The 13,937-nt window shown below is 62.4% G+C and carries 10 protein-coding genes and 1 riboswitch; of the genes, 5 read left to right on the top strand and 5 right to left on the bottom strand.

Annotated elements, in window-relative coordinates; all coding sequences use genetic code 11:
• Window positions 1-91 precede the first annotated feature (91 nt).
• The gene (gene pyrC / locus ACW17U_RS07880; RefSeq protein WP_492055468.1) at window positions 92-1,213 is read right to left on the bottom strand and encodes a dihydroorotase; all 1,122 of its coding nucleotides are present in this window, start codon (window positions 1,211-1,213) and stop codon (window positions 92-94) included.
• Window positions 1,214-1,243: 30 nt separating this feature from the next.
• Window positions 1,244-2,149: a LysR family transcriptional regulator gene (locus ACW17U_RS07875; RefSeq protein ID WP_492055467.1), complete on the bottom strand. Its 906-nt coding sequence runs from the start codon at window positions 2,147-2,149 to the stop codon at window positions 1,244-1,246.
• 144 nt (window positions 2,150-2,293) lie between these two features.
• On the opposite strand from ACW17U_RS07875, the gene ACW17U_RS07870 reads away from it, so the two are divergent.
• Both ACW17U_RS07870 and ACW17U_RS07865 read left to right on the top strand, forming a co-directional pair.
• Entirely contained in the window at window positions 2,294-3,817 is a 1,524-nt protein-coding gene (locus ACW17U_RS07870) for a proton-conducting transporter transmembrane domain-containing protein (RefSeq protein WP_492055708.1), read from the top strand.
• Between the two features lie 12 nt (window positions 3,818-3,829).
• Window positions 3,830-6,256 carry a YbcC family protein gene (locus tag ACW17U_RS07865; RefSeq protein WP_492055466.1) on the top strand — a complete coding sequence of 809 codons (2,427 nt, stop codon included), beginning with the start codon at window positions 3,830-3,832 and terminating at the stop codon, window positions 6,254-6,256.
• A 51-nt stretch (window positions 6,257-6,307) separates the two neighbouring features.
• Here ACW17U_RS07865 and ACW17U_RS07860 read toward each other — a convergent pair whose 3' ends face one another.
• Both ACW17U_RS07860 and ACW17U_RS07855 read right to left on the bottom strand, forming a co-directional pair.
• Complete coding sequence (locus tag ACW17U_RS07860) at window positions 6,308-6,820, bottom strand: SOUL family heme-binding protein (protein WP_492055465.1); 513 nt, start codon at window positions 6,818-6,820, stop codon at window positions 6,308-6,310.
• 576 nt (window positions 6,821-7,396) lie between these two features.
• Window positions 7,397-9,349 (bottom strand): TonB-dependent receptor plug domain-containing protein, encoded by a 1,953-nt coding sequence (locus tag ACW17U_RS07855; RefSeq protein ID WP_492055464.1) that lies wholly within the window; start codon window positions 9,347-9,349, stop codon window positions 7,397-7,399.
• A gap of 139 nt (window positions 9,350-9,488) precedes the next feature.
• Window positions 9,489-9,676: riboswitch (cobalamin riboswitch) on the bottom strand.
• Between the two features lie 174 nt (window positions 9,677-9,850).
• Here ACW17U_RS07855 and ACW17U_RS07850 point away from each other — a divergent pair.
• From ACW17U_RS07850 to mazG, 3 genes are all read left to right on the top strand, one after another.
• Window positions 9,851-10,348: a hypothetical protein gene (locus tag ACW17U_RS07850; protein WP_492055463.1), complete on the top strand. Its 498-nt coding sequence runs from the start codon at window positions 9,851-9,853 to the stop codon at window positions 10,346-10,348.
• Window positions 10,349-10,453: 105 nt separating this feature from the next.
• Window positions 10,454-11,809 (top strand): MFS transporter, encoded by a 1,356-nt coding sequence (locus tag ACW17U_RS07845; protein ID WP_492055462.1) that lies wholly within the window; start codon window positions 10,454-10,456, stop codon window positions 11,807-11,809.
• Complete coding sequence (gene mazG / locus ACW17U_RS07840; RefSeq protein ID WP_378109114.1) at window positions 11,781-12,605, top strand: nucleoside triphosphate pyrophosphohydrolase; 825 nt, start codon at window positions 11,781-11,783, stop codon at window positions 12,603-12,605. The genes ACW17U_RS07845 and mazG overlap by 29 nt, the downstream gene beginning before the upstream one ends.
• Here the strand turns inward: mazG and hflX are convergent.
• The gene (hflX, locus tag ACW17U_RS07835; RefSeq protein WP_062146458.1) at window positions 12,595-13,929 is read right to left on the bottom strand and encodes a GTPase HflX; all 1,335 of its coding nucleotides are present in this window, start codon (window positions 13,927-13,929) and stop codon (window positions 12,595-12,597) included. The genes mazG and hflX overlap by 11 nt on opposite strands.
• Window positions 13,930-13,937 lie beyond the last annotated feature (8 nt).

The following is a 13,937-nucleotide window of genomic DNA, read 5'->3' as shown; positions in this document are numbered from 1 at the left end:
AAGAGGATCGCGCTCGAAGCGCTCAGAAGTTATCCAGATGCGTGAAAAGCCAAAGAGATAATTCCGGCATTTTTCGAACTTAGTCAGGCTGTTAGCGGACCCTTTTGACAAATTCTTGTTCCGCCTGGTGCCCGGCGAAGTGCCAATTCAGGGTCTCACCTGCATGGAACGGCACCAAAACCGCGGCCCCCAAGGTCATGTTTTCAGGAACCGGACTGGCTCTACGCTCCAGGACAACGACGCCGTCATTAAGCGGTAGGCCATAGAAGCGAGGGCCGTTTTCCGACGCAAAGGCTTCCAGGCGGTCGAGCGCGCCCTCTTCATCGAAGGTCTTCGCATAGCTTTCGATGGCATAGGGCGCGTTGAAGACGCCGGCGCAGCCGCAGGCGGCTTCCTTTGCACCGACGGTGTGCGGCGCGGAGTCCGTGCCAAGGAAGAACTTGGCGGAACCTGAAGTCGCCGCCCTGCGCAAGGCGAGTCTGTGGGTCTCCCGCTTTACGACCGGCAGGCAATAGAAGTGCGGGCGGATCCCGCCTTCGAACATGGCGTTGCGATTGATCGCCAGATGGTGCGGCGTGATCGTGGCCGCGATATTGGGCCCGCTGGCTTCCACAAAGGCCACGGCATCCGCCGTCGTTATGTGTTCGAACACCACCTTGAGGGCTGGGAAATCGGCGATCAGCTTGCCGAGAATGCGCTCAATGAAGACGGCCTCCCGGTCAAAGATGTCGACATGGCGATCCGTCACCTCGCCATGAATCAGCAGAGGCATGCCGATCCGCTGCATGGCCTCAAGCACGGCATGGATGTTGCGGATATCCGTGACACCGTGCGCTGAGTTGGTGGTGGCGTGCGCGGGGTAGAGCTTGCAGGCCGTGAAGACGCCCTCAGCAAAGCCGCGTTCAACTTCACCCGCGTCGATGGTGTCAGTCAGGTAGCAGGTCATCAGCGGCTCGAAGGCCAGACCCGGCTCGACGACCGCGAGGATTCTGTCGCGATAGGCCCTCGCCGCCGAGACGGTCGTGATCGGCGGGCCGAGATTGGGCATGACGATAGCCCGCGCGAATTGCCTGGCCGTGTAGTTGACGACGGAGGCCAGCATGTCGCCGTCACGAAGGTGGACATGCCAGTCATCGGGTCGGCGAAGGGTCAGGCGAGATTGCGAGGAGGGATTGGGGCGGGCTTCGGTCACCGAACTATCCGAGATCGTCATTCATCGGCTCCTTGGCGGGCGCGGCTTGCATCAGGACAAGACTACATTGGGCTTGGCGCTCTCATATCCTGCAAGCAAGTCCGCGAGCAAAGCGTTTGGGAACCGACGGTTCTGAATGATGGCGTAAAAGCTTTCCGTAAGCTGTGGGATCCGGCAGTGCTCGACCAGCACGCCGGACTTCAGTTCGTCGCGCACGATAATGGGGGGAGCCAGGGTCACACCTTCGCGCTCGCGGGCGAGCAGGCGCAGCATTGCCATATCGTCGACTTCGGCCAGGATGATGGGCCGGATTCCAGCTAGGTCGAGCAGGCGGTCGAACCCGACCCGAATGTCACTGTCGAGGCTCGGAAGCAGTATCGGCTCGCTGCGCAGATCCTCCGGGAATCGGAACGGCGGCTTGTCGGGTCTGGGCCGACCAATCAAGCTGACAGGCTGCTGGTTGAGCAAGTAACTGCTAAAGGGCGCGCGAGCGTCCCTCTGCGGGACGCTATTGGAAAGCACCACATCGATGGCATGGGCCTCGAGCTGCGCGAGCAGATCGCGCGTCGTGCCGGAGCGCACGATCAGCTCCACGTCAGTACGACCGACCAAAGGGCGCAGGAACTCAAGCTGGAAGTTGCGCGACAGGGTCGTAAGCGCCCCGACTCTCAGAACCTGGCGGCTGGCCTGGGGACGTCCCGCAAGCGTGCTCATCAGCTCGTCGCCGGCCTGGAAAACGGTATCCGCATAATCCAGCGAAATCTGCCCGGCCTCAGTCAGGACGAGCCGCTTGCCGACCCTTTCGAACAGCGGGTGGCCCATCTGGTGTTCGAGTTTCTGGATCTGCACCGAAAGCGCAGATTGCGACAGGTTCAGACGCTCGGCTGCTCGCGTGAGGCTTCCCTCATGCGCGACCGCCCAGAAGTAGCGAAGATGGTTGAAGTTCAGGCTTTTCACATCGTTCTATAAAACAGAACGATGTCGAAGGAACAATGAATTTTTGCGCGGCCGGGGCATCGGTTACCGGTCTCGCCAATCCGCACGGTGCGTTGAAGGGGAAGACCTTTGCCAATCGATCTCCTGCCGTTTGCCGCGCCCTTGGTGCTGTTGCTGTGCGCCGCTGTCGGGTTCACGAACCCTGGTCGCAGGCCTCGTCACCTTCCTCGGCTGGCCGAAGCCTCCGCCCTTATTGCCCTTGTGGTCGCGGCGATCTCAGCGGTGGGGCTCGTTTTGGACGGGGCGGGGGGCAGCCGTTTGATCGGCCTGAACGGTGTCGGTCTGTCCCTCAGGCTCGACGCTGTCAGCGCCGTGATGTTCCTGCTGGTCTCGTTCATCGGCTGGGTCGTGGTGCGATACACTGCGACCTATCTGGACGGCGAGGCGCGGCAAGGGGCGTTCACCGGCTGGCTGTGCATGACCCTGGCCTCGGTGCTCCTGCTGGTACTGTCAGGGAACCTGGTCCAGCTCGTCCTGGCCTGGGTCGCGACGAGCCTCTTTCTGCACCGGCTTCTGCTGTTCTATCCGGACCGCGTCGCCGCCCAGCGTGCGGCCGCGAAGAAACGCATCACCGCGCGCCTCGGCGATGCGGCCTTGATCGTTGCGGCGGTGTTGCTGGCCCTGGCCTATGGCACAGCCGACATCGCGCAGATCCTGAGCAGCGCTCGCGCCGGGAATGGTGGCGGTCTCGCGATAACGGCGGCGGGCTTTCTGGCCGCGGCGGCCCTCTTGAAATCGGCGCAGTTTCCTCTGCATGGCTGGCTCACAGAGGTGATGGAAACCCCGACGCCCGTTTCGGCGCTACTGCATGCCGGCGTCATCAATGCCGGCGGGTTCCTGCTGATCCGATTTGCTGATGTGATGTTGCTGGCACCGGGCGTCCTGGCGGTCATGGTGATGATCGGTGGGTTCACCGCGCTGTTCGGCGGCTTGGTGATGCTGACCCAGCCTGCTGTGAAGACCTCTCTGGCCTGGTCGACGGTCGCCCAGATGGGCTTCATGATCCTGGAGTGCGGGCTTGGGCTCTTCCCGCTCGCCCTGCTGCACATCGTCGCTCATTCCCTTTACAAGGCCCATTCCTTCCTGGCCTCCGGCGGCGCAGTCGACCTGATCGCTGCCAATCGCAGGCCAGGTCCGGTGGCCATTCCCAAGGCCGGCGCGGTTGGACGCGCCTTCCTTCTGGCTCTGGCGATCTATGGCATCGTCGGTCTCGCGTTCGGATTCCAAGATAAATCCCCTCAGACCATCGCTCTGGGAGCCATCCTGATCTTCGGCGTGGCTTACATGCTGGCCCAGGGTCTCGCCGACGCCGCGCCGCGGGCCTTGACCCGGCGGACGATCGTCTACGCCGTCGCCACCTCGGTCAGCTACTTCGCGCTGCAGGTCCTGGCTGTCTGGCTCACCTCTGGAGCATTGCCAGCCGCGCCGGCACCGGGACCGCTACAGTGGGCGTTGATCGTGCTGGCGGTCATCAGCTTCGGCCTCGTCGCCGTGGTCCAGGCGATGTTCCCGCTCTGGGCCTATCACCCGGCGGCCGCCGGCCTGCGCGTGCATCTCTCCAATGGCTTCTACGCCAACGCGGTGTTCGACCGGCTGCTCCGCGGCTGGCGTTTGCGCAGCGCGTCCTGATCTGACTGGAGCATGACGATGACGAATTCAGAGACTCCGCTTCTGCAGGCCACCCTGGACCTGGACGCCGCCGCTGATCGGGCCGCCCGGGCGATCCCTCCGGTCTGGCCGCTGGCATCGAGCGTCGCGGTCAACCCCTTTCTCGGCCAGACCCATGAAAACCTGGCCTCGGTCGCTGCGCGCCTGGGGCGAGTGGCCGGCGTATCGGTGACGCTGCCCCGCGACTGGTACCAGGAGCGAATCGCCAGCGGTGTGATCACCGACGGCGATCTGACCGACGCCTTGAGCAGCACACAGGAGGCCACGCGACCTGCGAGCCTCGCCGCGCTCAAGTCAGCCGCTGCGGCCTCAAGGCCGACAGTCTATGCGTTGCCGACGATCGCAGACCTTGCCGCCGATGTGTCGGGTATCGACTGGCCGGCTCTGATTGCAGAGCGCTTCGGCGCTTGGGCAGCAGGTTATTTTGACGAGGGGCAGGCGCTGTGGGCCGCGCCACGCGGGCGAGGTGCCTATGCGGCCTGGCGCGCCGTCGCAACCCATGATCTGACACCCGAGATTGTCGGCCTGGCGGGTTTCGCCACCCATGTTTCTCAGGCCCCGGAAACCGCCTCGGGCGCGATTGCCGGCGTCGCGCAGCAGATCGCTGTTCCGAGTGAGGCGCTGGAAACCTACTTCCACCAGATGCTGATGACGCTGGGTGGCTGGGCACAGTATGCGCGCTACCGGCTTTGGCAGGCCGAGTTGGCCGGGACTGCCGACTCGACCCTCACCGATTTTCTGGCGATCCGTCTGATCTGGGAAGCCGCGCTCCTAGAGCGATATGAGGCCAAGATCGCTAATCGCTGGAAGGCGGTTGTCGCCTCCCATGTCGACCCGATCATGCCGACGCATGATCAGGTCGTGGACGCCATTCTCCAGGATGCGGCGGAACGGGCCGCGCAGCGGATTTTGGCCGAAACCCTCGCTGCGCCCGGGAGCGACGCGCCCGAAAAGCGCCCGGTCGTCCAGGCCGCCTTCTGTATCGATGTCCGCTCCGAGGTGTTTCGGCGGGCGCTGGAATCCGTCAATCCCGAGATCCAAACCCTGGGTTTCGCCGGGTTTTTTGGCCTGACCGCCTCGCATCGTCGCTTTGCATCGGATGTGCAGGAGCTCCGTCTGCCGGTGCTGCTTAATCCGGGAGTGACCACCTGTTCTGGCGGTCCCGCGGACGCCGAGGCTGACCAGTCGGCGCGGTTCAAGGCCCGTGCGAAGCGGGCCTGGGGGCGCTTCAAGCTCGCCGCTGTTTCGTCCTTCGCCTTCGTAGAGGCGACGGGCCCGGTCTATGCCAGCAAGCTGGTCAGCGACGCCTTGGGGCTTCATGTCACGCCCGCGCCGAATGAACCCGCGCCCCGGCTGGATCCCGCGCTCGACCTGACGACCAGGACCAAGGCCGCCGAAACGGTGCTGCGAGCCATGTCCCTGACCACCAACTTCGCAAGACTGGTCCTTCTGGCCGGTCACGGTGCGAACGTCGTCAACAACCCCCACGCCAGCGGTCTTCATTGTGGGGCGTGCGGCGGTTACTCCGGCGAGGTCAACGCCCGGCTGCTTGCGACCCTGCTGAACGATTCGGAGGTCCGCGCGGGCCTGGTTCCTCAGGGGATCGACATCCCGGCCGACACCCTGTTCCTCGCCGCGCTGCATGACACGACGACGGACGCGGTCATGCTCTATGCAGACGATCAGGCCTCGCTGTCCCATCAGTCCGATATCCGCCAGGTCCAGCTTTGGCTGGAAGGGGCGGGCGTCATCTCAAGGGGCGAGCGAGCCATGCGACTGCCCAGAGCGACAGGGGAGGGCAGTCTTGAGCGTCGAAGCCGAGATTGGGCGGAAGTACGGCCCGAATGGGCGCTGGCCGGCTGCAAGGCGTTCATTGCCGCGCCCCGTCGGCGTACCGCTGGCAAGACCCTCGAAGGGCGCGCCTTCCTGCATGACTACGACTGGAAGATCGACAAGGACTTTGGCGTTCTTGAGCTGATCCTGACCGCACCGGTGGTCGTCGCGAGCTGGATCAGCCTGCAGTACTACGGGTCTACTGTGGCACCGGCGGTGTTCGGCGGCGGCAACAAGCTGCTGCATAATGTGACCGGCGGAGTAGGCGTTGTTGAGGGGAATGGCGGCGTGATGCGCGCTGGGCTTCCCTGGCAATCGGTCCACGATGGCGAACGCTACGTCCATGAACCGCTGCGCCTGTCTGTCTGTATCGAAGCGCCCCGCGAAGCGATGTCCGAAATCCTCAAACGGCATGAGGGGGTTCGCACACTATTCGACAATCGCTGGCTCCATCTTTTCGCTCTTGATGAAGCCGGCAGGATGGCCTGGCGCTATGCCGGCGATCTGCAATGGACCGCGATGGAGTTGGCCGCAGATCCGGACGGTGCGTTGAAGATTGCGATATGACCTGTGATGGCTGTCGCCCCTCGGGCGTGATGTCAGACTGCCCCAGCCCGTTCAGGGTGCGACGGCGAGCATCAGTTCGTTGCGTCGCATAAACCAGAGGGTCCATGGCGGATCGTACTGGGCCAGCGAAACCGGGCCGGTGGCACTTAGATGGTGAGTTCTGACAAGCTCTTCGAGCCTGGCGGCTTTTGCGGCGACGTCTTCCTTGCCCGCCAGGCCGGAGAACTTCAGCACCGCAAAGCGAGTCGGCGGCACGGCTCTCAGGTGGACGTTTGGATCGTTCGGTTCCGGCAGTGTGGCCATAGAATAGGCACTCGGCATCGTGAAACGCACGATCCATTTTCCGGCGCTCTGGACCTGGGTGACTGGCGCGGTCATGGCGATGCTTTGACGTCGTGTATTGCCACCAAAAATGTAGCCGGCAAGCAGGCGAAAGCCCGATCCGGCCGCTACCTTCTGGTCGCCACTGACGCTGACCTCAGCCACTATGAGGGTTGGGTAGTCGCGAATTTCGAACGCTCCAACTCGCAGGACCGATCTGTAGGCTGGTTCTTCGACGGCCAAGGGGTTCGTTCCGAGAAAGAGTTGCGCCGAGCATCGCAGCCAGAGCCCGGAAACGTAACGACATCGGTCTTGACTGCGTTCCGCAGTTGGCCACGCTTTTTCCCTAAACCCATAAACCTCAGGGCCTATGTGGCGCTACGCATCGAGTTACATTATTTCCGATAATATACCTTAGACGAACAATTGAAGGGAAGCTCTGGACAACCGTCTCCGGAAAATCCGCCCTTGTTCTCCTGGTAGTTCAGCGCAAGCCAGTTATCGCCCACTAGGCCGAACAAAACTAACTGGGCACCAGCACCGCCCTGGCCTTCAGCTCACTAGGATCCATGTCGAAAGTCGGAGGCTTACGCCAGGCCATGGCCTGCGCGGCCTGCGTCCGTCCGACCACGCCTCCGTCCTGGATCCGGCGCAGTCCGGCTACCGCACAGACTTTCAGACACCAGAGCCGCACGCCCGAAACCGCTAGGCCGGAAAGGCAGCCCTGCCCTTAAGATCCTGCCCGTAACGTGGCGGGCTTCAAAGAGGAAGCCCGCCATGCCATCGGGTACAACTCAAGATATGGCAGCGCCAAGCGCGCTAGAACTTGGCACGGAGCCCGAGGAAAGCCCCCCGTCCGGGCGTGCCATAGTTCAGAATGGTCTGGTAGGCCTCATCGAAGGCATTTTCTAAACGGCCATAGACTTCCAGGCGGTCATTGATCGGGTACGAAGCCCGCAGGTCCACCAGCGTGTAGCCTTGGACAACGACCGTATTGGCCTCGTTATTATAGGTCTTGCCAACATGGCGCGCCGCAACAGTCGTCCTGAGGCCAACTGGCCACCGATAGGTGGCGGAGATGTTGGCGAGATGTTTTGGCCGACGCGTCAGTTGCTTGCCGCTATTGCTCCCGGAGGCATTCTCGGATTCCGTGAACGTGTAATTGCCGACAACGCTTAGCCGGTCGGTCGCCTGCACCTGCCCGATCATTTCGAGGCCCTGGGCTCGGGTCTTCTGAATGTTCTTGTAGTAGCCAAAGCGCTGAACGCCCGCTGGCCGGCACATGGGATCAACCGATGACGAAGAGCAGGAAAAGAAGCGAATCTCATTGTCCGCCTCGCGCTTGAAGACCGTGGCTGAGATCCTGGCTTTGCGTCCCCAGAATTGCTGCTCTGTGCCGATGTCCCAGCTTTCAAACGCCTCTGCCTGAAGCTGCTGATTTCCGTATTCGCTGAACAGCTCATAGAGGCCGGGGGCACGGAATCCCTGGCCGAAACTGGCGCGCACAACCGTTTTGCCTTCATTCAAGGACCAGGCTGCAGCCGCCTGACCAAGGCTGTGGGCCCCATAGGCATCATGGTCTTCATGGCGGAGGCCTCCGGTGAGGGTCAGGCCTGAAACGGGCTCGGCCTGGATTTGGCCATAAACGCTATCAACGCCAATCCGTCCGGTCTTGAAGGCGGGATTGGGGGCAAACTGGCTCGGCGACCGCGTCCTCATGGTTGAGCGTTCTCGCTCCGCACCAAAGTTGGCGGTCACCGCATCATTGAGCGCAAAAGCGCCCTGATACTCCCAGCGGCGGTTCTTGCCGGCAGCATCGAAGGTCAAAGGCTGGGCAACCCGGCTTGGGTTGAAGTTTTCCCGATCGGTGTCCGTGTGGCCATAACCCAACCGGTTGTTCCAGCGGCCGTCCAGAAGAGTGAAATTCAGGCCGGAATAGACCACGAGTTCATCAGTGCGTCCGAACTCGGCTGAATCCGTATTGAAGCCGTCAAAGTCGGCCTTGCCGCGCGAATAAACGGTCCGGATCTCGACCGAAGCCGCCGGATTGATGGCAAGCCGCATCCGAGCCGACAGCCCTGAGTTCTGATAGGCGTCTTTCTCCTTGCCGCCGGCATAGGCGGAAAAGCCGTCTGTGGTGTAGTAGCTGCCAGCCACTCGCCAGGTCAGGTGATCACCAATGCCGCCTGTGCCCGCCCGGAGGTAGGCGGTGTTTCTTGCGCCCCCCTCCCCGCTGACAAAGCTTTCAAAGGCCGCAGTCGGTTCGGCGGTCACCAGATTGATCACGCCACCAATGGCCTGGCTGCCCCACAGTGTCGATTGACCGCCGCGCAGAACTTCGATGCGCGAGATGTCACCAACCAGAAGGTTGCCCGCGTTGAATCCACCTTGGGTCGAAGAAGGATCGTTCAGCTTGACGCCATCAATCAGAACGACGGTGTGCTGGTTCTCCGCCCCCCGGATATAGAGGCTGGTCGCAGAGCCTGCGCCTCCGTTACGGCTATAGCTGACGCTGGGGGTCTGGACCAAGAGTTCGACGGCGGTCGTGGCCTGGCTCGCCTTGATGGCCTCGGTGGTCAGGATGGTGACGGATGAACCAACCTTTTCGATCGGCTGTGTCGATCGCGTGGCCGTCACCACGAGATCGGCGAGAGCGGTCGCGCCGGTCCGGCCGGCGACATCGGTTTCTGGAGCCTTCTGGTCCCGGGCCATTGCGGGTCCGGAGATGAGAGTAATGGCGAGTGCGCTGGAGCACAGGTGCGCTCTGATCATGGTCTTTCCCTTTGAATGACCGGCACACGTCCTCAAGCCCTGAGCGCAGGACTGCGCCAACGGCCAGAGGCCGTGACACGGCCCGACTGACATGTCGTTTCGCGGGAAATCCCGTTCGCTCGGCGCACCCCGGCCGGACGATGAACGACTGCGCCGGGCAGGTCTCCTGGCTCACGGGTCACGGCTTGGCGCGTCGCCTTCCCAGGACCGAGATCCCAGTGGCATGTGACGCGCAAGCTCGCCGCTTACAGTTGCGGGGGCAGCCGGGGTTTTGAACCCCGTTCCCTATTCATCCTCTTGCGAGGAACCTGACGCATGGCCAGACCTATAGGGCGAGCCCTAGAGCGTCAATCTTGGCCTTCGGATGATCGGAGCGACTGCCGGAAGGGAAAGCTCAAGGCCTAATCCGAACAATTGTTCGGGAGCGCGCATTGGTCACTGGCGTTTTGCCACGCGCGGCCGCAAGGTTCCCTCCGTGAGACTTGATGCGGAGTTTCGACCATGAAAATCCCGATGGCACTTTCGGCTCTGGCGATGGGTTTCGCACTGCCAGCCTCGGCCGCGCCCCAGGTTTCCAGCGTTCGCGTGTCAATTGGTCCGGATCTGGCCAAGCAGACCCAAACGCTGGATGCCCGGGAGTTCGACTATCTGACACGGGAACTCAAACGCTCCGTCGAGAAGCGGCTGGACCGATCGGGAGCGCTGGACCCTGCAGGCGGCGAACTCGAACTCATCATTGAAGATGCCCGGCCCAATCGTCCCACTTTTAGGGAGATGGCCGCTAAACCCGGCCTTTCCTACCAAAGCTTTGGCGTGGGTGGTGCCCGCATTAGCGGTGAGTACCGCGCGCCGACCGGTGCTCGAACCCCGGTCGACTACAGCTGGTATGAAACCGATATTCGCTGGGCCCAGTACGGATCCACCTGGAGCGATGCGGACGAAGCCTTTGATCGACTTGCCGAACGCCTCGTCAAGGACGGGTTCAAAGCCAACGACTAGGATACGCGAACGGCGCCAGCGCTGGACGCACCAATAAGACGGGAACCATCCCGCAGTACTGGGAGAGATATAGGCAGAATGTCTGATCGTAAATCAGCCTGGTCCTTGGCGGCTTTCGCCGCGCCCTGCCTGCCCCTTTCTGCGCTTGGCCTGCCACTCGTGGTCTACCTTCCCGAGTTCTACGTCAGTGAGCTGGGCCTTTCGCTCGGCGCGGTCGGCGCTGCGTTCCTGATCGTCAGACTGATCGACATCATATTCGACCCGTTCATAGGCGGGGTCATGGATCGAACACGAACCCAATGGGGCCGTTTCCGACCTTGGCTGGTAATTGGCTCACCGCTGGTGATGCTGGGAGCCTTTGGGCTGTTCATGGCTCAGCCAGGCATTGGCCCGGCATACCTCTGGCTTTGCCTCATCGTGGTCTATGCCGGCTATTCCATGATGACCCTCTCCCACACAGCATGGGCTGCGGTACTTTCAAGCGACTACCAGCAACGGTCCCGGATCTATGGCTGGTGGCAGGCCGGCAATGTGGTGGGCATGATCCTCGTGCTGACACTCCCGCCGATCATGGCCCTGGCGTTCAAGAGCGATCACGCGTCAGGGATCCGCTCGATGGGCTGGTTCATTGTCCTGCTGATCCCGTTCACGGTTCTTCTCGCGACGCGCGCCGTTGGGGAACGCCCGGTCCCGCCTTCCCGACACAAGTCGGGCCTGGATCAGTACTTTGCGCTGCTCAAGCGCAAGTCGACCCAGAAATTGCTGATTGCGGACCTGTTGATGGGTCTCGCACCGGGCATCGCCGGAGCGCTGTTTTTCTTCTTCTTCGAGCGCATCAAGGGCTTTGACAAAACCGAGGCAGGCATCCTGCTGCTGGTCTACTTCCTGGCCGCCTTGGCCGGCGCACCGATTTGGCCGGTTCTGGCCAAGCGGATCGGGAAACACCAGGCCCTTGCCGTGGCATCCGTCGTCTACGCCGTCGTGCAGGTGTGCGCCGTCTTGACCCCGGCTGGCAACTCTTGGGCCGGGATGCTGGTCCTGATCCTGGCAGGCCTCCCCTACTCTGCCGCGCCACTTCTGGTCAGGTCCATGATGGCTGACATCGGCGATGAAGAACGCCTGGCCAGTGGGGCTGATCGGACCGGTCTGCTCTATGCCCTGGTCAGTGGTACCGTGAAGCTGGGACATGCCCTGGCCATCGGGGCCTTCCCCCTGTTGGCCTGGCTGGGCTTTGATCCCAAACTGCCTACGGCCACAGGCGAGACGGCACTCATTGCCCTTTACTCGGTCATCCCGGCGGCCATGGGTCTTGTGGTAGCCGTCGTCATGCTGCGCTATCCGCTCGACGCGACTCGCGTTGCTGAGATTCAGAGCCAACTCGCGGCGCGTGATGCGGCGAGTCTGGAGCACCCAGAGCCGGAACCGCAGAAACATGCCGCCTACCCCGCCCCTGCTGAATGATTCGGCTCATCCGCTTCTTGTCCTGATCGAGATCATGGCCCGCCTGCGCGATCCCCTCGGCGGCTGCCCGTGGGATCAGGAGCAGACCTTTGCAACCGTAGCGCCCTACACCGTGGAGGAGGCCTATGAAGTCGCTGACGCGATCGAGCGTGGCGATCTGGGCGATCTCAAGGAAGAGCTGGGTGATCTTCTTCTTCAGGTCGTGTTCCATGCTCGCATGGCCGAAGAACAGGGAGCGTTTGACTTCGGCCAGGTCGCGGCCGCCATTTCCGATAAGATGATCCGCCGCCACCCCCACGTGTTCGGGGACCACGCCTATGACGATCAGGCCGCCCAAATAGCGGGTTGGGAGGCCCTGAAGGCTCAGGAGCGGAAAGCCAAGGCCAAGGTCGGCGTTCTGGACGACGTTCCCATCGGCCTGCCAGCCCTGACCCGTGCGGTAAAACTGACCAAGCGCGCCGCACGCGTGGGATTTGACTGGCCGTCAACGCGCGAGGTTTTGGCCAAGCTGCAGGAGGAGGTCGCTGAACTCGAGGTCGAGATCGCAGCAGGAGACAAGGCCAAGGCTCGGGAAGAACTGGGGGACCTTTTGTTCGTGTGCGCCAATCTGGCCCGTAAACTCGATGTCGAACCCGAAGATGCCCTGCGCGCTACCAATGCCAAGTTCAGCCGGCGCTTTGCCTTTATCGAGGCGGCGCTAGCGCGCGACGGCAGAACCCCTGATCAGTCTGATCTGGCGGAGATGGACGCACTGTGGGATGCCGCCAAGGTCGACGAAAAAGCCTCTAGTTCGTAACCATCACAAAGGCTTCCGGGAACTGGCGCTCAAATCGCCCCAGGGCTTGCGGGTCTAGCCGTGCAACGATCATCACGCCGCCCTCAGCCTCGTCCTCACGCGTCATCACGCGTCCATTGCGATAGATCCAGGCGAGTGCCTCACCTTCAGTGGCCGATAGCCGAATGGCGATGGGCGGCGAGTCATCAATCAGGCCAGCAATACGCTTGAGAAGAGCCTGGCACCCCTCTCCTGTGACCGCCGAAACCGGCGAAGCCTCAGCGCGGCGGGCACCACCTTCAATGGCCTCACGCTCATCCTGAGCCACGAGGTCGAACTTGTTCCAGACCTCGACCACGGTCTTGCCTTCGTCGAAGGTGACACCCAGTTCGGCGAGAACGGACTCGACATCCCGGGCCTGGGCCTGGCTGTCCGGATTGGCGATGTCTCGGACGTGCAGGACGACATCGGCTTCCTGCACCTCCTCCAGGGTGGCGCGGAATGCCTCTACGAGTTCGTGCGGCAGGTCAGAAATGAAGCCCACGGTGTCGGACAGGATCGCGGGGCGGCCGTCGGGAAGCTTCACAGTTCGAAGGGTGGGGTCCAGGGTCGCAAACAGCATGTCCTTGGCCAGCACTTCAGCCTCGGTCAACCGATTGAACAGCGTCGACTTGCCGGCATTGGTATACCCGACCAGGGCTACGGTTGGATAAGGCACCTTCTTGCGGGCCTTGCGGTGGAGCGTTCGAGTCCGGCGGACCTCTTCGAGCTCACGCTTCAGTTTGAGAATGTGATCGGCGATAAGGCGGCGATCCAGTTCGATCTGGGTTTCGCCTGGCCCGCCTGTATTGCCCGTACCACCACGCTGGCGCTCCAGGTGGGTCCAGGTCCGCACAAGACGCGACCGTTCATAGTCCAGACGCGCCAGTTCGACCTGGAGCTTGCCCTCGCGGGTACGCGCCCGCCGCGCAAAGATCTCCAGGATCAGACCGGTCCGATCGACGACCTTGACGTTCAACCCGCGTTCCAGATTGCGCTGCTGAACCGGGGTCAACTGATCGTCAAAGACCGCAACGTCGATCTTTTCGACCTCACAGATCGCTGCAAACTCTTCGATCTTGCCCTTGCCGAACAGAGTCGCAGGCGTGACGACGCGCAGCGGCGCGATGGCCGTTTCGACCACATTCAGATCAAGCGCCACAGCGAGGCCTACCGCCTCCTCGAGCCGCGACTGTGGGTCGCGGGCCAAGGCAGCAGCCGGGCCCCGCAATGGCCGGACCGGATGAATGACGAACGCCTTAAGGATCGGCGCGGCGTGATCTACGGATTTGGAAGACTTGGACAAGCGTCTCT

Source organism: Caulobacter sp. AVps16 (genome assembly GCF_058681455.1).
The sequence above is the reverse complement of the archived record's forward strand: the minus strand, read 5'-3'. Positions and strand labels throughout refer to the sequence as shown.

What these genes read in the sequence shown, in the direction of transcription:
- ACW17U_RS07850 (WP_492055463.1), top strand. Translation starts at nt 9,851, where the DNA reads ATGAAAATCCCGATGGCACTTTCGGCTCTGGCGATGGGTTTCGCACTG.
- mazG (WP_378109114.1), top strand. Translation starts at nt 11,781, where the DNA reads ATGCCGCCTACCCCGCCCCTGCTGAATGATTCGGCTCATCCGCTTCTT.
- pyrC (WP_492055468.1), bottom strand. Translation starts at nt 1,213, where the DNA reads ATGACGATCTCGGATAGTTCGGTGACCGAAGCCCGCCCCAATCCCTCC.
- ACW17U_RS07855 (WP_492055464.1), bottom strand. Translation starts at nt 9,349, where the DNA reads ATGATCAGAGCGCACCTGTGCTCCAGCGCACTCGCCATTACTCTCATC.
- ACW17U_RS07865 (WP_492055466.1), top strand. Translation starts at nt 3,830, where the DNA reads ATGACGATGACGAATTCAGAGACTCCGCTTCTGCAGGCCACCCTGGAC.